Raw genomic sequence first — 20,783 nt, 5'->3', positions numbered from 1 at the left:
GCGGGGATTACCGGGCGAGCCGCGAGATCAGGATCGCGGCGCGCTTGGCCTGACGGCGGATGCTGCGCAGATCGACCGTCTCGCCGGGAGCGTGATCGCCGCTGCTCAAGGTGCCGAGCCCGGCGAGGCTGTCGACGTCCGCCGCGACGAACGAGATGTCGCCGGCGCCGCGCTTGAGCGGATCGAGCGGCGCCATCTCGGCGAGGCCGAGATCGCGGTTCACCCCGTTGAGCGCGGCGAGCAGTGCCTTGTTGCCTGCGGTCGGCGCCATCGCCGGATAGCCTTCGCCGAACTCGATCTTCGCGTCCGTGCCCGGCGCATGGGCAGCGACGATGCGCTCCATCTTCGCGCGCACCCGTGCGCTCTGCTCGATGCTGAGGGTGCGGAAATCGCCGGTGGCGACCGCCGTGGCGGCAATGATGTTGGTCTTGCCGGTCGCCGTCGCATTGCCGCTCTCGTCGATCGCCACCGCCGCGCCGCCGGCGATCACCCCGGCGTTGAAGGTGAGATTCGGCTCGGGCAACTCTTTGCGGAACGCCGAGAGGATGCGGGCGAGCTCGGTGACGGCGCCGTCGCCGAATTCGGGGGTGAAGATCAGCGACGAATGGCCGGTCTTGCCGGTCGCGGTGATTCGCCAGTCGATTACCGAGCGGCGCGCGATCGAGCCCATGTCGCGACCGTCCTGCGTCACCAGTCCCTCGAAATCGAGCGCTATATCGGCGCGCTTGCCCGCGGCGATCAGATCGGCGCGCGAAATGGCCAGCGGGCTGCCGGCATCCTCTTCGTCGCCGGTCAGCACGATCTCGATATTGGCGTCCTCGAGCGTGCCCGCCGCCTGCATCGCGTGCAGCGCCGCGACGATCACCACCATCCCGCCTTTGTCGTCGCCGACGCCGGGGCCTTCGGCGAAATCGCCCTTGCGGACGAATTTCTGGAAGGGCGAGGCGGGCTCGAACACGGTATCGAGATGCCCGATCAGCAGGATGCGCTTGCCCTCCGCGCGGCCGCGATGGACCGCGATAAGATGGCCGGCGCGGTTGACCGCGGTCATCGGCTTCCATTCGACCGCAAAGCCGAGCGGCTCGAGCTCGGCGCGCATCATCGCGCCGACCTTGGTCACCCCGTCGAGGTTGAGCGAGCCGCTATTCTGGTCGACCAGCTTCTGGAGCAGCGCCACCGAAGCCTCGAACCGCGCGTCGACCGTCCGGTCCATGACTTTCTCGGCCGGCGACAGCGATTGCGCCGCCGCCGGAGCCGTGGCCAGAAGCAGCGCCGCCGCCAGACCGATCCGCATCACAATTTGGCTCCGCCCATCTTGTAGGTCAGCTGGAGATAGAAGCTGCGGCCGACGCCGTCGAACCACGAAATGTCGTAATAGGGATAGGCGCTATAGGTCCGGTCCTTGATCGGGTTCTGATCGAACAGATTGTTGACCGTGCCGGAGATGCGCATCCGATCGGTGAGGTCGACCTGCGCCGACAGATTGAACAGATAGCTCGCTTTTATGTACGCTTCCTCGGCGTAATTGGGCAGCTTGCCCAGTCGCTGGCCGTTGAGCGTGGTCGAGAAGCGACCGAGATCCCAGGTCAGGCTCGCGGTCGCCTTGTCGCCGGGGATGTAATAGCCGCTGTCGAACGCCAGTTTGTCGATCGACGGATCGCCCGGATATTGGCGGATCGTGTGGCCGAACACATGGGTGTAGCTCGCCGCGAGCGAGAATTGGCCGATCCCGGCGGTCGGCACGCGGAGATGCATCGCGATGTCGATGCCGTCGGTGGTCTCTTCGGCGATATTGATCGGGTTGATAGAAACCGACTGGATCTCGCCTTCGAGCGCGCCGCTGGCGTAACGCTGGACCCGGGCGATGGCATCGACGCAGGTCGGGGTGGTCGGATCGGCCTCCGGGGGCGCATTGTTCGGGCCCGGGCGGCATTCGGCTTCGTCGCGCAGGATCGTGTCGATCCGCATGTTGAGCACCTGATTGCGCATCTTCACGCGGAAATAATCGGCCGAGAAATCGAAATTGCGGGTCGGCTGGAAGACGAAACCGGCGTTGAGCGAGGTCGAGGTCTCGGGGCGCAGGCGGCGATTGCCGTTATGGCGCGCGATGAAATCGACATCGTCGAACCCGCAATCGCCGATCTCCTCCTCGTTCTGGCCGCACAGATAATAATCGGTGCCGCCGGTATGGGTGTTGCCCGGGCCCTTGAAGACATAATGCAGATCGGGCGCGCGGAAGCCGGTGCCATAGGCGCCGCGGATCAGCAGGCTCTTCATCGGGCGCAATTCGGCGCCGAGATTATAAGTGAACTTGCCGAAGCCGTTTCCGGCGAAGGCGTAATGATCGTAGCGCCCGGCGCCGCTGAGCTGGAGGAAATTGAGCACCGGCACGCGCAGCTCGCCGCCGGCGCCCCAATGCTGGCGCGTCCCCTCGCCGTCCGAATCGACCAGCCCGACATAATATTGGGTGAGCGCGAGCGGATCGGGGTTCATCTCATAGCCCTGATCGCCGACCTCCGCGACGGCCGCGAAGCCGACCGGCCCTGCCGGAAGCTGGAGCAGATCGGTGGTATTGATCGTCGCCGAGAAATTGTTGACCCAGGTCTTGGGCCGATAGGTCGAATAGGCTGTGATCGAAGCGTATTCGGCCGGGGTCAGCGGCTTGTAGAGCCGGGCGATGTCGGCATCGAACGCCGGATAATCATTCTCCTCGCCGATCTGCGGCCCCAGGAAGAAATCGTTGGCCTTGCTGATCACGACCTGCGGGAAATCGATCTTCGAACTGTATTCGGCGTGGTTGTAGGTGACTTCATAGCCCCATTTGCCGCCGCCGAACCTGCCGCGGATGCCGGGGGTGATGTTGTAGGTGAACGAGCGGTTGCGAGTCATGCCCTTGTCGAGCCCGCCCATCTCCTCGGGGGTGAACAGCCGGTACCAATTGTCGAGCTGATCGCCGCTATAGGTAAGATCGACAGGCATGTTGGGGTTGAAGAAGGTGCCCTCTTCGTTGCCGTCGGGCGCGACATATTGCCAGTCGAGCACGTCGCGGAACAGCTTGAGCCGCGAATAGCTGGCCTGCACGTCGACGAAGAGCTCGGCATTGTCGCTGAGGTGATAGCCCATCGAACCATAGAGGCTCGCGGCACGGCGCTCGCTGATCGTGGTGCCGTAACCGATCGCTTCGTTGCTGCCGCAATAGCGGCCGTCGACATATTCGTCGTTGACGATGTCATAGCCATATTCGGGACGGCGGGCGTAATAGGTCGTGCCGCCGTTGAGGTTGGCGAGCGCGGCGCACACCGATGCGCCGGGATCGAGATAGTCGTTATCCTCGTCGGTGCGCAGGAAATTGCGGCGCGCGATCGGATATTCGGTGGTCGGGCTGTCGGCCGACGAATCCTGGAGGCGGCGCTGATAGGCCCAGAGCGGACGCTGATCGAGCAGTTCGACTCCGACCACGCCGTGGAAGCCGCCGGTCTCCCAGCCGGTGGTCAGCGACAGGCGCTGCGAGCTGCCGCCGCCATGTTCGGTGAAGCCGGCGCGGTAATCGATCCGCGTTCCGTCGGGCTTCGACTTGAGCTGGAAATTGACCACGCCCGAGATCGCGTCCGAGCCGTAGATCGCCGAGGCGCTGCCGCTCAGCACCTCGACCCGCTCGATCAGCCCGACCGGGATGTTCGAGATGTCGGTGAAGTTGCTGTTGCCGCCATAAGGCAGCGGGAAATCGGCGATGCGGCGGCCGTTGACGAGCACGAGCGTGTGGTTCGGGCCGAGCCCGCGCAGATCGACCTGCTGCGCGCCCGGGGTGAAGTCGGCGCCGGAGAAGCTCTGCTGGCTCTGGGTCTCGCCGCCATTCTGGGTGATCGCGCGCAGCACGTCGGGCACGCTCTGATAGCCGTTGCGGAGGATGTCTTCGGAAGTGATCGTGGTCACCGGCGCCGGCCCTTCCGCCTGGACCCGGGGGATGCGCGAGCCGAGCACGACGATCTCGCTATCGGCGCCGGCCTCGTCCTGCACGGCGGTTTCGACCTGCGCGGCGTCACTCGTCTGTGCGGCGGCGGGACCGGCGAGCGCGCAAAAGGTCGTGCCCGCCAGTGCCGAGGCGATGATGTTCCGATAGCGCATATGCGTCCCCCTTATGTCGTGTTGACATATTGATATCGCTGAGCTGCAAAATGGAATAACAAAAATGCAGAATGCGCGCCTGTTTCGAACGATTTGAATGGAGATGGTGGCCGTGAAGACACTATGGGGGCTGGTGGTCGCGATCTTCGCCTGGTCTTGGGCGGCTGCCGCCCCCGCCCAGAATCCGCCCGCTTATGCCTATTACGAGATCGGCGACGTCGCCGCGCCGACGCCCGCGCCGACGCGGCAGGCAATGATGCTGATGGGCGGCGGCGAATGGCCGCGCGACGCCTTTCGCTGGTTCACCGCGCGGGCCGGGCACGGCCATCTCGTCGTGCTGCGCGCCTCGGGCGCGGGGGACGCCGGCGAGGAGATCTATCGCGATATCGGCGGGGTGCTCTCGGTCCAGACGATCGTGTTCAGCGACCGCGCCGCCGCCAGCGACCCGCGCGTGCTCGACATCTTGCGCAAGGCCGACGGCATCTTCCTCGCGGGCGGCGACCAAGCCAATTACGTCCGGTTCTGGAAGGACACGCCGGTGGCGGAGCTGCTGAACGCGCATGTCCGCAAGGGACGGCCGATCGCCGGCACCAGCGCCGGGCTCGCGATCCTCGGCGGCACCGCGTATGGCGCGATGGACGGCGGCAGCGTGGACTCGCCGACCGCGCTCGCCGATCCCGCGGGTCCGGCGGTGACTCTCGTCACGGATTTCCTCCACATGCCGCGGCTCGCGCATGTCGTCACCGACACGCACTTCGCCGCGCGCGACCGGCTCGGGCGGCTGATCGCGTTCGTCGCGGCGGCGCGGCAGCGCGATTCGCGTGCGGTGGGCATCGGCGTCGACGAGGAGAGCGCGCTCTGCGTCGAGGCCGATGGCACCGCGAGGCTCCATACCCGCAATGGCGGCTTTGCGTGGCTGGTCGAGCCGAGCGGGAAGCCGAAGCTGAGGCCGGGCGCGGCGCTGGACTGGCGCGCGATCCGGGTCACCGGCATCGGCACGACGAGCCGTTTCGACCTCGATCGGCTGCGCGTCGGGAATGCCGCGTTTTCGTGGGTCGCGCGGGTGGAGAAGGGCCAATTGCTGGGTGCGCCCGTCGTGCCGCCCAAAGCGGCGGTGCAGTGACTCACCGCGCGCCGGAAGAGCTCGACCTGCAGCTGCTCGCGCTGCTGCGGGCGGATTCCCGGCGCAACGTCTCCGAGCTGGCCGCGGCGCTCGGCGTGTCGCGGACCAGCGTCTATAGCAGCATCGAGCGGCTCGAGCGGCAGGAGACGATCGTCGGCTACACCGTCCGGCTGGGCGAGGAATATGACCGCCGCCAGATCCGCGCGCACGTGATGATCAAGCTCTACCCCAAGGCGACGAGCGCGACGCAGGACCAATTGATGACGATGCCCGAAGTCGCCGGCCTCTACGCGATCTCGGGCGAATATGATCTGATCGCGGTGGTCGAGGCGCCGCACGTCAATCGGCTCAACGATCTGCTCGATGCGATCGGCGCGCTGGAAGGCGTCGAGCGCACGACCTCCTCGGTCATTCTGGCGACCAAGCTGCAGCGCTGAGGCGCCGTGCGCCGTTCGTCCTTGCCCTGTCGTGCCGGCATTGCCATAGGCGGCGGCCCGCGCAGGCCGTCCTGCAAGTTCCGAAACCATGCAGGAGAAGCACGTGCACAGCCTCGCTGGCCCCGATGCGCTCGGGCTCGATTTCGGCACCACCAACACCGTCGTCGCACTCGGTTCGGGCGACGGCGAATCGCGGCTGGTGGAGTTTGCCGGCGCGGCGGCGGCGGGATCGGTGTTCCGCACGGCCTTGTGCTTCTGGGAGGAAGAGCGTGGCTGGAATGGCATTGTGCACGAGGCGGGGCCGTGGGCGATCGCCGAGTTCCTCCAGTCGCCGCTCGACAGCCGCTTCGTCCAGTCGTTCAAGACCGTCGCCGCGAGCCCGTTGTTCGAGCGCGCGCAGATCTTCGGCAAGCCGCTGCGCTTCGAGGATCTCGGCCAGCGCTTCCTCCAGAAATTGGTGGCGCATGCCGGCGGGCAGCTCGACCAGCGCCCGCGCCGGGTGATCGTCGGGCGCCCGGTCGAATATGCCGGGGCGCGGCCCGACCCCGCGCTGGCGCGGCAACGCTATGACGCGATGCTCCATGGCTTCGGCACCGAAGTGCATTATGTCTACGAGCCGCTGGGGGCCGCCTATAGCTATGCCGCGCGGCTGACCGAGCCCGCGACGGTGCTGGTCGCCGATTTCGGCGGCGGCACCACCGATTTCTCGATCGTGCAGGTCGCCGAGCCGGGCGCGGCGCGGCGCTGCGTGCCGCTGGGCTCGACCGGTGTGGGCATCGCCGGCGATCGGTTCGACCAGCGCATCGTCGACCGGCTGGTGCTGCCTCTGCTCGGCAAGGGTGGCGAATATCGCTCGTTCGGCAAATTGCTGCCGATCCCCGGCGGCTATTTCGCCGAGTTCGCGGATTGGTCGCGGCTCGCGCTGATGCGCAACCGCCGGACGCTGGACGAATTGCAGCGCCTCCAGCGGGACGCCGTCGATCCCGAGCCGATCGGCCGGATGATAGCGCTGATCGAGCACGAACAGGGCTTTCCGCTGTACGATGCGGTGGGGCGGCTCAAGCGGGCATTGTCGAGCGAGAGCCATGCCGAATTCGCCTTCGAGGGCGACGGCGTGTCGATCGCGGCCGATGTGCGCCGTGCGGATTTCGAGCAGTGGATCGGCGAGGATCTGGTCCGCATCGAAGCCGCGATGGACGCGGCCTTTGCCCGCGCCGCCACGCCGCCCGAGAAGATCGACCGGGTGTTCCTCACCGGCGGTTCGTCGCTGATCCCGGCGATCCGGACATTGTTCGAGCGGCGTTTCGGCGCGGATCGGATCGCGAGCGGCGGCGAACTGACCTCGATCGCGCATGGGCTCGCATTGATCGGCCAGCAGGAGGATCTGGCGGGCTGGGTCGCCTGAAACGGGCGGACTTTTCGATCGATGGGGGGACACCCTCTGCCGCAGGCGCGTTGACGCTCCCGAATGGCGCATTCCGCGCTGACCGATGGAGAGAGACATGGCAGACGCCGCGACGGTTTCGAATGGCAAGACGGCGCTCACCGACGATTTCCGGACCCATTTCTCCGGAAGTGCGCCGATCACCGAAAAAGCGAAGAGCTTCGCCAGGGCGCGGCCGTGGACCAGCGCGGCGTTTCTCGGGATCGCGGCGATGGCGGTGCTGAACGCGGTGCGCGGCGCCCGCCGCTGATCGGCGGAAACGCTTCTAATCTGATGGATTCCCTTCTCGACCGGCGATAGGGATTGCCGGTCGAGAAAAGGGGAATTCATGAAAGCCTACGCGATCGCGCTCGTCTCGCTGGTTGCACTTGCCGCGCATCAGGCCGCGGCGCAGGTCGCGCCGCCCAGCCAGCAAAAGCCGGTGCAGGAGACTCAGGCACCCGAGGACGAGATCGTCCGTCCGGTCGAACAGCAGGCCCCGCAGCCGCAGCCGGCACCGACCGGTGCACCCGTGCCTGCCGCCCCGGCCGCCGCGAAGGCTGACAAGCCGGCGAAATGGGACGTCAATGCACCCGCCGGCGCGACCATTCGCCAGATCCCGATCCGCGTCTCCGAAGGCAGCTGGATGGATCTCGACGTCAGCCCCGATGGCGGCACGATCGCATTCACCTTGCTCGGCGACATCTACACCATGCCGATCGCCGGCGGCACGCCGACCCGGATTGCCGAAGGCCTCGCCTGGGAAGTCCAGCCGCGCTTCTCGCCCGACGGGCGCCGCATCGCCTTCACTTCGGATCGCGGCGGCGGCGACAATATCTGGGTGATGAACCGCGACGGTTCGGACAAGCGCCAGGTGACCAGGGAGGAATTCCGGCTGCTCAACCAGCCGAGCTGGAGTCCCGACGGCCGCTACATCGCCGCCAAGAAGCATTTCACCACCGGCCGCTCGCTCGGCACCGGCGAAGTCTGGCTCTATCACGTCTCGGGCGGCGGCGGGGTGATGCTGGTCAAGCGTCCCAACGAGACCCATCAGAAGGAACTGGGCGAGCCGATCTATGCGAAGGACGGCAAGTCGATCTTCTACACCCGCAACGTCACGCCGGGCCCGATCTTCGAATACGCCCAGGATTCGAACACCGGGCTGTTTGACATCGAGCGCTACGATCTCGACACCGGGGAGGTGACCACCGCGGTGAGCGGCGCCGGCGGCGCGGTGCGGCCGACGCCCTCGCCCGACGGCAGGAAAATCGCCTTCGTCCGGCGCGAGGCGACCCGCTCGAAGCTGTATGTGAAGGATCTCGCCTCGGGAGAGGAACGCAAGATCTACGACGATCTCGACCAGGACGTGCAGGAGACCTGGGCGGTCACCGGAGTCTATCCGAACATGGCATGGACCCCCGACGGCAAGTCGCTGGTCTTCTGGGCCAAGGGCAAGATCCGCCGGATCGACGCCGACGGATCGAACGCGCGCGAGATTCCGTTCGCCGTAAACGACACCCGTGGCGTGATCGATGCGCCGCATCCGCAGATCGCGGTGGCGCCCGATCGCTTCACCACCACGATGCCGCGCTTCGCCACCGTATCGCCGGCCGGCGATCGGGTGGTGTTCGAGAGCCTCGGCAAGCTCTGGATCAAGCCGATGGCCGGCGGCGCGGTGAAGCGGCTGACCAGCGGCGGCGACGGCTTCGAATTGTTTCCGAGCTGGTCGCGCGATGGCCGAACGATCGCGTTCGTCGGTTGGACCGATGCCGGGCTGGGACGCATCCGCACCGTTGCGGCAAGCGGCGGCGCGGCGCGCGACGTGACCAGCCAGCCCGGCCATTATGCCCGGCCACGTTTCTCGCCCGACGGCAAGACGATCGTGTTCGAGCGGGTCGGCGCGGGCAACCTCACCAGCCCCAATTGGTCGCAGGATCCCGGCGTGTACCGGGTCGCCGCGGCGGGCGGCGACGTGATCCGCGTCGCCAAGGGCATGGCGGCACCGCAATTCGGCGCCGCGAACGACCGCATCTTCATGATCGGCGAAGGCGAGAAGGGCGCGCGCGAGCTGGTCAGCACCGATCTCGGCGGCAAGGACAAACGCGTCCATGCCAGCGGCGAGCTGGTGACCGATTATGCGGTAGCGCCGAGCGGCGAGTTCGTCGCGTTCCGCCAGAATTATGCCGCGTTCGTGGTGCCGCTGATGCCGGGCAACCAGTCGGTCGCGCTGGCCAGCGACGGTAAGGCGCTGCCGGTGACGCGGGTGAGCGCGGGCGGTGCGGATTATCTCCATTGGTCGAACGACGGCAAAAGGCTGCACTGGAGCCTCGGGCCGACGGTGTACACCGCCGAGACCGCGCAGCTCTTCCCGAACGCGCCGCGTGCCGAGGGCGCGCCGGAATTCGTCCCGCCCTCCAGCGGCGTGTCGCTGGCGCGCGAGGTGACGGCGGCCAAGCCGGACCGCACGGTGGCACTCACCGGCGCGCGCGTCGTGACGATGGCCGATGCCAATGGCGGGATCATCGACGACGGCGTGGTGGTGATCCGCGGCGACCGCATCGTTGCGGTCGGCCCGCGCGCCTCGACGGCCGTCCCGGCGGGCGCGACGCAGATCGATGTGGCCGGCAAGACGATCATTCCCGGGCTGATCGACGCGCATGCGCATGGCCCGGCGGGAAGCGACGAGCTGATCCCCCAGAACAACTGGTCGATGCACCAGAATCTCGCGCTCGGCACCACGACGATCCACGATCCGTCGAACCGGTCGAGCGAGATCTTCGCCGCGTCCGAGCTGCAGCGCGCCGGGATGATCCTCGCCCCACGCATCTTCTCGACCGGCGAGATCGTCTATGGTGCGAAGGCGGCCGACGTCTATGCCCAGATCGACAGCCTCGACGATGCGCTCGCGCATGCCCGGCGGCTCAAGGCGCAGGGCGCGCACAGCGTCAAGAACTACAACCAGCCGCGCCGCGAGCAGCGCCAGCAGGTGGTCGAGGCGGCGCGGCGCGAGAATATGCAGGTCGTCGCCGAGGGCGGGTCCTTGTTCGGCATGGACATGACGATCGTCGCCGACGGCAATTCGACGCTCGAGCACAATGTCCCGCTCGAGACCTTTTATGACGACGTGCTGCAATTCTTCCCGCAGACGAGGACCAACTACACGCCGACTCTGGTGGTCACCTATGGTGGGCTCGCCGGCGATCCCTATTGGCGGCAGGCGACCGACGTCTATGCGCATCCGCTGCTGCGTGCGCATACGCCGCCGACGGTCCTGCTCGCCGACAATGCCCGGCGGATCAAAGCGCCCGAGGATAATTTCGTCGACGACGACAATGCCCGCGAGGCGCACAAATTGGCGAAGCGCGGCGTGCTCGTCTCGATCGGCGCGCACGGTCAGCAGGCTGGAATCGGCGCGCATTGGGAGCTCTGGTCGTTCGTCCGGGGCGGGATGACGCCGGTCGAGGCGCTGCGCGCGGGCACGATCGTGTCGGCCCAGTCGCTCGGCATGGCGCGCGACATCGGTTCGCTCGAACCGGGCAAGCTCGCCGATCTGGTGGTGCTCGATGCGGATCCGACCGCCGATATCCGCAACAGCGACAAGGTGTCGCGGGTGATGCTCGGCGGGCGACTCTACGATGCGGCGACGCTTGACGAAGTCGGGACGGGAACGGCGAAGCGCGGCGCCTATTGGTGGGAAAAGACCGGTCGGTAAGGTCATCGCCCGTCGTCCCGGCGAAAGCCGGGATGACGGGCGGAGGCGCGATGCGGCAGGAAATCCCGGCCTTCGCCGGGATGACGAAGCGGGAGAGTAAAGTGGATCGTCGTGAATTCCTGGGCGGCGTCAGCGCATTCTCCCTCGCCGCCGCATGGCCTGCCGCCGCCACGCCGCGCAGCCAGGCAACCGCTGACAAGAAGCTCTCGTCGTTGCTCGACCGCTTCTTCTACGATCGGCTGAACGACGCTCCCGAGGCAGCGACCCAGCTCGGCCTCGACACCGGCGCGCGCGCCGGGCTGCGCGCCAAGCTCAGCGACAATTCGGCAGCGGGCGTGGCGAAGGCCCTGGCGCGGTCGAAGCGCGAGCTCGCCGAGTTGCGCGCCATTCGCCCGGCTTCCTTGTCGTCGTCGGCGCGGCTCGATCAGGAAGTCGTCGCCTATCAGCTCGAGCGCAGCATCTCCGCCGCGGCGCGCTTTCCTTACGGATCAAACAGCGACGGCTTCGCGCCTTATGTGCTGAGCCAGCTCGGCGGCGCCTATCGCGACGTGCCCGACTTTCTCGATTCGCAGCATCGGGTGGGAAATGCCGCCGATGCCGACGCCTATCTCGCTCGGCTGGAGGCGTTCCCGCGGACGATCGACAGTGACACCGCCCGCCAGCGCGACGATGCCGCACGTGGGGTGTTCGCGCCCGATTTCATCCTCGACACCACGCTCAGGCAGATCGCCGCGATGCGCGATCAGGCCGCGGGCGAGACGGTGATGGTCGCTTCGCTGGCGGGCAAGCTCGCGGCGGCGAAGCTGCCGGCGGATCGCGCGAAGGCGGCCGAGAAGCTCGTCGCCGAACGGATCTTCCCGGCGATCGATCGCCAGCGCGCGCTGGTGACCGAATTGCGTGCAAAGGCAGTGCACGACGCCGGCGTCTGGCGGCTGCCCGAGGGCGACGCCTACTACACCGCCGCGGCGCAGGCGGCGACGACCACCAGCCTGACCGGCGCCGAAATCCACCAGCTCGGACTGGAGCAGGTCGCCGAGATCGGCGCGCGGATCGATGCGATCCTGAAAGCGCAGGACATGGGGCAGGGGAGCGTCGGCGAGCGGCTGGTCGCGCTCAACAAGCGCCCCGATCAGCTCTTCCCCAATACCGATCCGGGGCGCGAGGCATTGCTCGAGGCGTTGCGCGCGCAGGTCGTGGCGATGCAGAAGCGGCTCGGCGAGCAGTTCCGCTCGTTGCCCAAGGCGCCGGTCGAAGTGCGGCAGGTGCCCGCGGCGATCCGCGCCGGCGCGCCCGGCGGCTATTATCAGAACGCCTCGCTCGATGGATCGCGGCCGGCGATCTACTTCATCAATCTGCGCGACACGTTCGATCGCCCCAAATTCGGGCTGGCGACGCTGACGCATCACGAGGCGGTGCCGGGGCACCATCTCCAGGTGACGCTCGCGCTCGAATCGCCGAACATCCCGCTGATCCGGCGCCGGGCCGACTTCAATGCCTATACCGAGGGCTGGGCGCTCTATTCGGAGCAACTGGCCGACGAGATGGGTATGTACGACGGCGACCCGCTCGGGCAGGTCGGCTATCTCCAGTCGCTATTGTTCCGCGCGACGCGGCTGGTGGTCGATTCGGGGCTGCACCACAAGCGCTGGTCGCGCGAACGGGCGACCGATTATTTCATCGCGACCACCGGCATCGCCCGCGGCCGCAGCCAAAGCGAGATCGACCGCTACACGGTATGGCCGGGCCAGGCATGCAGCTACAAGATCGGACATACCCTGTGGGTGCGCCTGCGCGACAAGGTGAGGGCGGCGCAGGGGGACAAGTTCGATCCGCGAGCGTTCCACGACGTGCTGCTCGAAGGCGCGATGCCGCTGACGGTGCTCGAGCGCGTCGTGCAGGAGCGCTTCCTGAAGGTTTGATCAGCGGGCCTGGAGCAGCGCGCGCAGCCTGCCGACCAGATCGGTCCCGGGCAGCGTCTCGATCGGCTCGCCCGTCAGGTCCGCCACCACGCTGACCACGTCGACCGAGATCAGGTTGACCCGCGCCAGCGTCTCGCGGTCGATCGGGACGGTCTCGATCGCCGCGATCGTCCCGTCCTCGACGCGGATCTCGGCCCAGTGGATGAACACCGCGCAATAGGGGCATTCCCAGGTCTGGCAGATCCGCACCGGCGCCCCCGGCACGACCGGGTTGACCAGGAGATAGCCGTTATAATCCCCGGCGTTCGCCCGTGCCGGATCGATTTCCAGCCGATCGCCCACGCCGAGCTCCGCCATCGCCGGCTCGGCCGGCAAATAGGTGGTCATTCCCGTGGTGTAATCGGCAGGCGTCACCTTGCCGGTGACCGGGCACCGCAGCGCGGCAACGAGATAATCGTAGCTATATCCCATGCTATTTCTTCGGCAGCGGCAGCACGTTGATGGTCTGTCCCTTGATGGTCACCGAAAAGCCATTTGGATAGAATTCGGCAACGCTCTTGCCGAGCTTCGCCGGATCCTTGCCGGTTGCCAGCAGCAACCGATTGTAGATGCCGGGGTCGTGGGTGGCCAGCGTCGGCGTGGTGCCGGGCTCGGTCTTGGCGAAAAATACGTCGGCGACGATGGCGCGGTCTTCGGCGCCCTTGTTCTGGCCGACGGTCAACCGCTCGAGCTCGGACACCACGTCCTTATACGGCTGGCTGTCGCGCGGCACGGTGATGTCGAACGCGTCGGTGCCGCCGCCCTTGGTGCCGATCACCTTGGATACCCGCATGTCGGGCGAGCCCTGCGCGTCGATCCGCTTGAGCGCGGCCTCCTCGCCCGGCTGGAGCTTCGTGCCTGCCGCGCGCTTTCTCTGCGCGATGATCACATTCTCGTCGACGATCAGCGATTGCTTGCCGAGCGGCCGGCTTGGGAGCCCCCCTTGCTTGGTCGCGGCGAACACGCCCATTTCGGCCTTGGTCTGGGCGAGCGTGGCGTTCTTGCTGTTTGCCCAGAGCTTGAGGAAACCCTCGGTCTGGGCCGCATCGAGCCCCAGCGACTTGGCGTGCGCGGCAACCGATTCCATGTCCGCCACGGCCTGGATATAGCCGGTCTTGAGCAGAGCGAGGTCTTCGGGTGCCATCTTGGCTATGTCGCCGATCAGATTGATCGCCTCGTTGGTCTTCACGAACACCTTGAAGTCGTGAATGCCCTGCTTGGCGGTGAGATAGACCGCATAGATCAGCCGGCCGAATTCCTCCGCGCCGGGCAGGATCACCATCCGCAGCACCGCCGGCGGCCGCAGGATCGCCTTCCACGCCGCCCGCGCCTCGACGCGCGCTTCGGCCGCGCGCACGATGGTGGCGCGGATGCCTTCCTCTACATCGGTAAGCTTGGCGGTCAGCTTGGCGACGTCGTTCGCTTCCGCCCCGGCCTCGAAGGCCTGGATCGCGGGGCGCAGCTTGGGCAGCACGCTGGCGAACGCCGCGGCATCGAAGCCGGCGCCGATTACCGCCACGATCACCCAGGCGATGGTCGGGTCGTCGGAGCTGAGCTGCGCACCATAGGCGGCCGACTTCATCTCGTAGCGGCGGAATTCCTCGAGCGCCTGATAGGCGCCGATGCCGAGCGCGGTCCCCCCGGCGAGCACTGCGACCGTCCCGCCGCCGCCGGTCAGAAGCCCGGCGGCGACTGCGATCACCCCGAGGATGATCTGGGGGATCGCCTCGATCCAATGCACGTCGGAGATATGGTCGCGGATGATCCGCTCGCGCACGCCCTCCAGCCCCTGCGCGGCGAAGGAGGCGGCGAGCAGCTTGTCAAGGCCATAGATTTGCGACGGCTTGTCCTCGAGCGCCTTGCGCGTCGTCTCGATGTCCTTGCGGCGCGCGGCGATGTAATCGAGCATTTGCTGACGGCGCCCGCCCGCCGAGGTGGTGCGGGCGAACTGCTCGCGATCGAAATCGTTCTGCTGGATTAGCGGGTGGTCCTTCCCCGCGGTGCTCACCTTGCTCGATCCGCGCGCCCGGGCCTCGTTGCGCTTGCCGACCCAATAGGCCTGATCCGCCATCTCGTCCGGCGTCATCGGCATCTGCGCATGCTCGTCGCGGATCTTGTCGCCTTCTTCGTAATCGCCGCGCGCGCCCGATTGCTCGACCGACTGGTGCAGTGCGTCCATGCTGCCCGTGGCGCTGTAGCGTTCCTCCTCCTTCCAGAGCGTATGGGCATTGGTCGAGCATCACTTTCGCGAGCGCCAGCGTCTCCTTCTCGAAAGCCGCTTCGTAGCGGTGGAGCAACGCCTCGAAATCGGTGATCCCGCCGGGGAAGCCGGCAGTGACCAGATCGGCGTTGAGCTCCGCGCGCATCTTGTTGGTGGTTGATAGCGTCCCGATGCCGGTGCCGCCCACCATCCCGCCCCCGGGGATTCTGCTCGCCCCCGCACCCATCGTGCTGGTCTTCTGCAGCGACATCAACTCGCGGTAGCGCGTGTAGAGCGCGTCCATGTTGAACAGCCGCGTCTCCACCGTGCGGCGTTCGCTGGTGACCTCGGCGCGCTGCTTGCGCTCGGCGAGATAGCGATCGACCGCGCTTTCATAGACCGACCAGTCGGTGGTCCGCGCGGTGACGCGGCTCTTATATTCGGCCAGTTCGAGCGGAGTCAGCTCGGAGATCTTCTGCGCGATGCGCAGCGCGTCGTCATAATGCTCGGGCGGGATGACGGTGGTGGCGGTCTCGTCGAAGATGAACGCCTTGATCTCGGGCGGCAGCGCCTCGATCGCTTCGCGCTGGCGCAGCAGATTGGCGCGGATCGTGTCCAGCGTCTTGCCCATCTTCTTGTCGTCGCCGCCGGAGCCCAGCTTCTGCCCGACCTTGTACTGGGTCTTGTTCCAGAACTCCTCATAGGCCTCGCTCTCGATCGCGGCACGCTCGCCGGGAGGAAGCGACGCTGCGAACTTGTCGCGCGCCTTCTTCTCCTCGGGGCTCGACGGCTGGATGTTGCGGTCGCGGACGGGGACGATGATATAGCCCTTGCGGACATCGGCATCGGTCACGACCATCGGGTCGCCTACCCAGGTCCAGTTGGTCGCGGCGCGCACCTTGGCGACGGCGGGGTCGGCGGCGGCGGCGGCATATTGGAGGCCGAGCTCCTTGAGCAGCTCCGCGCTGCTGAGCACGCGCGTCACCTTGACGGCAAAGGGGATTGATACTCCCGTCTGCTCGCCTTCCTTGCTCTGGCGCTGCACCCGTTCGCCGATCTCCGACTGCTGCGCCACGTGCGCGAGTTCGTGCGCCAGCAAGTGCAGCCCGCCACGGCTGCCGGGATCGAATCGCCCCGCGCCGAACAGGATGCTGCCGCCCTTCGCAAAGGCATGCGCGTTCACCGCCGCCGTCGCGCTGGCCGAGGCGGCATCCGAATGCACGCGCACGCGCGAGAAGTCCCAGCCGAAGCGGGGCTCGAAAAAGGCGCGCATGACCGGCGCCAGCGGCTGCCCGCCGCTCCGCGAACCATCGGCGGCCAGCGCCCTGCGCGGCGCATCGCGTGGCGGGTGCGGCGGGTCGCCGCTCAGCGCCTTGGCGGCGGCCTCGTCGGCCCGGCGCTCGAGCATGTCCTCGTCCGGGGCCTTGTCCGCCAGCGACGTCGCGGCGGCGGAATAAGTGGGGATCTGGGCCAGCTTCTCGCCCAGCGAGCGTCGGGGCGGCGCGCCGATGTCGACCGAAGGTCGTGCCGACGGCGCCGCGATGCGCGATTCAGCGCGCTCCGTGATCGGTGGAGGACTCCACCTACGCATGACCGGGAAAGCGCTGCATCGCGGCTCCACGACTCGGTGATGCGCAATATCCTACGGGCAGGGCCAATGCCCGCAAAGCGAATATTGGAAACTTCTGTCGGGTTTCAGCCTCGGAGAAAACTTTATGGTCGTGTATCCTGTATTTACGCAGTTCGGATGGGTATCTTGGCAATATTACGGCGGAAGGTTTATTGAAGTGCGCCGAACACATGCCGGGATACAGCCATGACTGACATATCGGGCATTCGCGCAGCACGCGTGGACGAGCGCGCCGATCTGGAAGCGCTGCAACGACGCGCATCGCTGGCTTGGGAAACATATCGAGAGGCGTTGCTGCAGCATCCGGAGGCGATCGACCTTCCTGTCGGGCAAATCATCAAGGGGGATGTATTCGTCTGCGAACGCGAGGATGGGGTGAAGGGCTTCATGGTGGTCCTGTCGCGTCCCGATGGGCAGGCCGAACTCGACGGTCTGTTCGTCGATCCGGCGGTGTGGCGCACCGGGCTGGGGCGCGACCTGGTGCGCGCTGCGCGTGCCGTGGCGAGCCGGCGCGGGGCGAATTCGCTGCAGGTAGTGGCGGCGCCGGAAGCGCGCGGCTTTTACGAGGCGTGCGGTTTCGTCGCTTCCGGCACGGCGCAGACCCGTTTCGGGCCGGCGATCAACATGACGCTGGCCCTAGAGCGGCCAGCCGACCGATCGTAAACCGATAACTTACCTCGGCTGGAAGCAGGTGGTCAGCTGCCACTCGCCCCAGGCGTCACCCCCGGACCTGTTCCGGGGTCCGCCGTACCACGACGGCGGCGCTCTCCACTCCCCTTCGTCCAGCCGCCCGCTGGATCCGGCACAAGGCCGGAGTGGAGGAGAATTTGGGGTGTTAATGGCCGCGGGCGCGCTTCGTCGTAAAGTGCGGTTTTCAAAGCACAGGTGCCGGAATTCGTAAACCAAGTTTCGGAATTATAGTTGTCCAGAACGTTTCTGTGTGACAGCACCGGTGTTACCGACGTTGGGGGAGGGGCATGGCGTGAAATGGGCGGATCGCCCGTCGCGCGCGAATGCCAGGCGGTACGATTGCGCGAAAAGCAGTCGACGCCACTCCGATCCCGCCAGACGCGGCAGGGAATGAAGAGGAGTTAGAATGCTGTTCAGGGGTTTGTTGGCCACGAGTTGCTGCGTGGCCGCATTGGTTGCGCTGCCTCCGTCCGCACAGGCACAGGACGCGCCGGAATCTGCCGGCGATCCGGTTGCCGCAACGCAGGTGCCCGCGGATGCCGATAGCAACGACGTGACCGAGAGCGTCGGAATTGTCGTCACCGGCACGCGCATCGTGCGCCCGAACAACCGCTCGGCTGCACCGATCGTCACCACTACCTCGGCCGAGATCGCCGCGCAGGGCGCGACCACGATCGAGGAAGTGCTCAATCGCCTGCCGCAGGTCCAGGTCAATTCCGAGCAGAATTTCAGCGACTCCGAAGGCCGCCAGCGCATCAAGCTGCGCAGCCTCGGATATGAGCGCACGCTGATGCTGATCGACGGATTGCGCATTGGACTGCCCAACACGGTTGACGTCGGCATCATTCCGACCGCGCTGGTCGACCGGGTCGACGTGCTGACTGGCGGCGCCTCGTCGGTCTATGGCTCCGACGCGGTCTCGGGCGTGGTCAATTTCATCCTCAAGAAGAACTTCGAAGGGGTTCGCCTCGACGCGAACTACAGCTTCTTCAACCACAACAATCGCGCAGGTGACGTCACCGACGCCGTCCGGCGCGCCGGGTTCAATTCGGCGACCGGTACGGCCAATGACGGAGGCCGCGCCGACGTCAGCCTGGCAGCGGGCGTCAACCTGTTCGACGACAGGGTCAACATCAGCGGCTTCGTCAACTATCGCCAGTCGGAGCTGGTGCGCTTGCGCGACCGCTCCTTCTCGCAGTGCGAAGTGGTCCAGCCCAGCAACACCGCGACCTTGTCTTGCTCGCGCGCCAGCTATACGCCGGCCGGCACGATCATTCCCCAGTCGGGCGCGAGCGCCGGGCAGGTGCTGGTCAACAACCCGAACGGCAACGGGACTTTCATCCCGATCAACAGCGGCCCGTCCGCCGCTTCCGCCAATCCCTATGACGACTGGGCTTTCCAGCGCCCGTTCGAGCGGCTGAATTTCGGTGGGTTCCTGACGGCGCAGATCAGCGACCATGTCGAATTCTACAGCACGGCGCTGTTCTACCGCGACAAATCGTACAACACCCAGCTCAACCGCAACTACTCCTTCACTGCCTATGGCAGCGATCCGTTCCGGGTGAATTGCGACAACCCGTTCCTGTCGGCCTCGCAGGCGCAGGTGCTGTGCGGCGCCAATGCCGGGGTCGCCGGGCAATACGCCCCGCTCGACGTGCGCTATCGCTTCGACGGGCTGCCGCTGGTCGAGCAGAAGTTCACCAACGAAGGCTATCGGATCGTCGCGGGGCTGCGCGGCCGGGTGCTGGACGATGTCTGGTCCTATGACGTGGCGGGCATGATCTCGCGCGCACGGCTCGACACGATCGACGTGCCGTTCGCGCAGTTCGACAACATCAATCGCTCGCTCGACGTGGTCAATGTCGGCGGCCGGCCGACCTGCCGCTCGGTGGTCAACGGCACCGATCCCAGCTGCGTGCCGTTCAACGCGTTCACGCCGTTCAACCAGGATCTCGCGCTCAACAATTATCTCTACGGCGAAGCCTCGGGCGGAATCAGCACGCGCATTCCGCGCCTGCTGCAGTTCGTCGGCACGGTCAGCGGCGATCTCGGCAAATACGGCATGACCTCGCCGTTCGCCGAGCAGGGCCTCGCGATCGCGCTGGGCGGCGAATATCGCGAGGAGATGGAACGCACCATCGTCAACGAGATCTACCAGCAGAACAATGGTGGACAGAACCAGCGCTTCACCCAGAGCATCCTCGAAGGAAATATCGAGCTGCAGGCGCCGCTGGTCGAGGACCAGTCGTGGACCAAGCTGCTCCAGGTCAATGCCGGCTATCGCCTGTCGAAATATAATCGTCTCGACGGCAAGTTCGGGACATGGAAGGTCGAGGGCCTGTGGTCGCCGATCTCCGACCTGACCTTCCGTGCATCGTACAACAAGTCGCAGGCCGCGCCCGGCGTGGGCACGGCGGCGGGTGCCGCCAACATCTTCTGGAACCAGGGCTTCTACGCCGATCCCTGCGCCCCGCGGATCAACCCGGCAAATCCCAATGGTCCGCGTCTGCCGCCGTCGGCAACGCCCGAGCAATGCGCCAATACCGGGCTTGCCCCCAATCTCTACGGCAGCACTACGCTGATCTGCCCGGACGATCGCTGCACGGTGCGCGAGGGCGGTTTCGACCTCAAGCCGGAAACCGCCTATACCAAGACGTTCGGCGTCGTGTTCCGGCCGCGCTTCGTGCCCGGGCTCACCGTGTCGATCGATCGCTGGCTGATCGACCTGCAGGACCAGCTCGACTTCCTGCAGCCGCAGAACCTGATCAACGAGTGCCTCGCCACCGGCAACGAGTATTTCTGCCGCGGCATCGTGCGCAATCCGAACGGGACGCTGTCGAGCTCGCCGGCGACCAGCCCGGCGACCGGCTGGGTCGCGCGCGGATCGGCGAACGGCTACAAGTCGCAGTCGCACGGCTGGGACTTCCAGGGGCAGTATAATGTCGGGCTCGGCTCGGTCGGACGGCTCGACATGAGCTTCAACGGCACGCTGATGACGCGCGTCGGCTCGCAGGCCTCGCCGACGATCGATCCGCGCGATTGCGTCGGCTATTTCGGCAATCTGTGCGGCGAGAGCATGCCGCGCTGGGCGCACCAGCTGCGCACCACCTGGACCTCGCCCGAGCGGACGACCAGCGTGTCGCTGAACTGGCGCCATCGCGGGCCGATGCCGCTCGACGTCTACGCGCCCGCCGACACCGGCATTCCGGCGCAGGACGCCAGCGCGCGTCGCGATCAATATCCGGGGATCGGCGCGTACAACTGGTTCGACCTCGCCTTCACCTTCGACGTCACCAAGGACATGACGTTCCGGCTCGCCGCGAACAACATCCTCGATCGTGATCCGCCGCTCGTGCCCGACAGCCGCTCGCGCATCGGGCTGCTGCGCGGCAACACGATCATGGGTTACGATCTCCTCGGCCGACAGATCGTCGCGGGCATTTCGCTCCGGCTGTGACCGCGTTTCGCCCCCCGGATCTATCCGG

The 20,783-nt window shown here is 66.6% G+C and carries 13 protein-coding genes; 8 read left to right on the top strand and 5 right to left on the bottom strand.

What is annotated here, in order from left to right; translation table 11 throughout:
* Nucleotides 1-7: 7 nt before the first annotated feature.
* Both Q9Q95_RS01000 and Q9Q95_RS00995 read right to left on the bottom strand, forming a co-directional pair.
* A complete protein-coding gene (locus Q9Q95_RS01000; protein WP_306093198.1) occupies nt 8-1,294 on the bottom strand; it encodes a M20/M25/M40 family metallo-hydrolase in 1,287 nt (428 codons plus the stop codon).
* A complete protein-coding gene (locus Q9Q95_RS00995; protein WP_306093197.1) occupies nt 1,294-4,125 on the bottom strand; it encodes a TonB-dependent siderophore receptor in 2,832 nt (943 codons plus the stop codon). Before Q9Q95_RS00995 ends, Q9Q95_RS01000 begins: the two co-directional genes overlap by 1 nt.
* A 112-nt stretch (nt 4,126-4,237) precedes the next feature.
* On the opposite strand from Q9Q95_RS00995, the gene Q9Q95_RS00990 reads away from it, so the two are divergent.
* From Q9Q95_RS00990 to Q9Q95_RS00965, 6 genes are all read left to right on the top strand, one after another.
* A complete protein-coding gene (locus Q9Q95_RS00990; protein WP_306093196.1) occupies nt 4,238-5,248 on the top strand; it encodes a cyanophycinase in 1,011 nt (336 codons plus the stop codon).
* Entirely contained in the window at nt 5,245-5,685 is a 441-nt protein-coding gene (locus tag Q9Q95_RS00985) for an Lrp/AsnC family transcriptional regulator (RefSeq protein WP_306093195.1), read from the top strand. Before Q9Q95_RS00990 ends, Q9Q95_RS00985 begins: the two co-directional genes overlap by 4 nt.
* Before the next feature lie 103 nt (nt 5,686-5,788).
* The gene (locus tag Q9Q95_RS00980; RefSeq protein WP_371876654.1) at nt 5,789-7,090 is read left to right on the top strand and encodes an Hsp70 family protein; all 1,302 of its coding nucleotides are present in this window, start codon (nt 5,789-5,791) and stop codon (nt 7,088-7,090) included.
* Between the two features lie 97 nt (nt 7,091-7,187).
* Nucleotides 7,188-7,379 (top strand): hypothetical protein, encoded by a 192-nt coding sequence (locus tag Q9Q95_RS00975; RefSeq protein ID WP_306093193.1) that lies wholly within the window; start codon nt 7,188-7,190, stop codon nt 7,377-7,379.
* A gap of 78 nt (nt 7,380-7,457) precedes the next feature.
* Nucleotides 7,458-10,820, top strand: coding sequence for an amidohydrolase family protein (locus tag Q9Q95_RS00970; RefSeq protein WP_306093192.1), 3,363 nt, complete (start codon nt 7,458-7,460; stop codon nt 10,818-10,820).
* A gap of 101 nt (nt 10,821-10,921) precedes the next feature.
* Complete coding sequence (locus Q9Q95_RS00965; RefSeq protein WP_306093191.1) at nt 10,922-12,739, top strand: DUF885 family protein; 1,818 nt, start codon at nt 10,922-10,924, stop codon at nt 12,737-12,739.
* Here Q9Q95_RS00965 and Q9Q95_RS00960 read toward each other — a convergent pair whose 3' ends face one another.
* The 3 genes from Q9Q95_RS00960 to Q9Q95_RS00950 are packed head-to-tail and all read right to left on the bottom strand — an operon-like array spanning nt 12,740 to nt 16,569.
* Nucleotides 12,740-13,210: a hypothetical protein gene (locus Q9Q95_RS00960; protein ID WP_306093190.1), complete on the bottom strand. Its 471-nt coding sequence runs from the start codon at nt 13,208-13,210 to the stop codon at nt 12,740-12,742. It lies immediately after the preceding gene.
* 1 nt (nt 13,211) lies between these two features.
* Nucleotides 13,212-14,687, bottom strand: a complete 1,476-nt coding sequence (locus Q9Q95_RS00955) for a hypothetical protein (RefSeq protein WP_306093189.1) — start codon at nt 14,685-14,687, stop codon at nt 13,212-13,214.
* Nucleotides 14,599-16,569, bottom strand: a complete 1,971-nt coding sequence (locus Q9Q95_RS00950) for a DUF4157 domain-containing protein (RefSeq protein WP_306093188.1) — start codon at nt 16,567-16,569, stop codon at nt 14,599-14,601. The genes Q9Q95_RS00955 and Q9Q95_RS00950 overlap by 89 nt, the downstream gene beginning before the upstream one ends.
* A gap of 258 nt (nt 16,570-16,827) precedes the next feature.
* On the opposite strand from Q9Q95_RS00950, the gene Q9Q95_RS00945 reads away from it, so the two are divergent.
* Both Q9Q95_RS00945 and Q9Q95_RS00940 read left to right on the top strand, forming a co-directional pair.
* Nucleotides 16,828-17,271, top strand: coding sequence for a GNAT family N-acetyltransferase (locus tag Q9Q95_RS00945; RefSeq protein ID WP_306093187.1), 444 nt, complete (start codon nt 16,828-16,830; stop codon nt 17,269-17,271).
* A gap of 469 nt (nt 17,272-17,740) precedes the next feature.
* The gene (locus tag Q9Q95_RS00940; RefSeq protein WP_306093186.1) at nt 17,741-20,755 is read left to right on the top strand and encodes a TonB-dependent receptor domain-containing protein; all 3,015 of its coding nucleotides are present in this window, start codon (nt 17,741-17,743) and stop codon (nt 20,753-20,755) included.
* Nucleotides 20,756-20,783: the final 28 nt, after the last annotated feature.

It is taken from the genome of Sphingomonas sp. DG1-23 (assembly GCF_030730875.1).
In the GTDB taxonomy this organism is placed as follows: Bacteria; Pseudomonadota; Alphaproteobacteria; order Sphingomonadales; family Sphingomonadaceae; genus Sphingomonas.
This window is presented reverse-complemented; position numbering and strand designations above follow the sequence as displayed.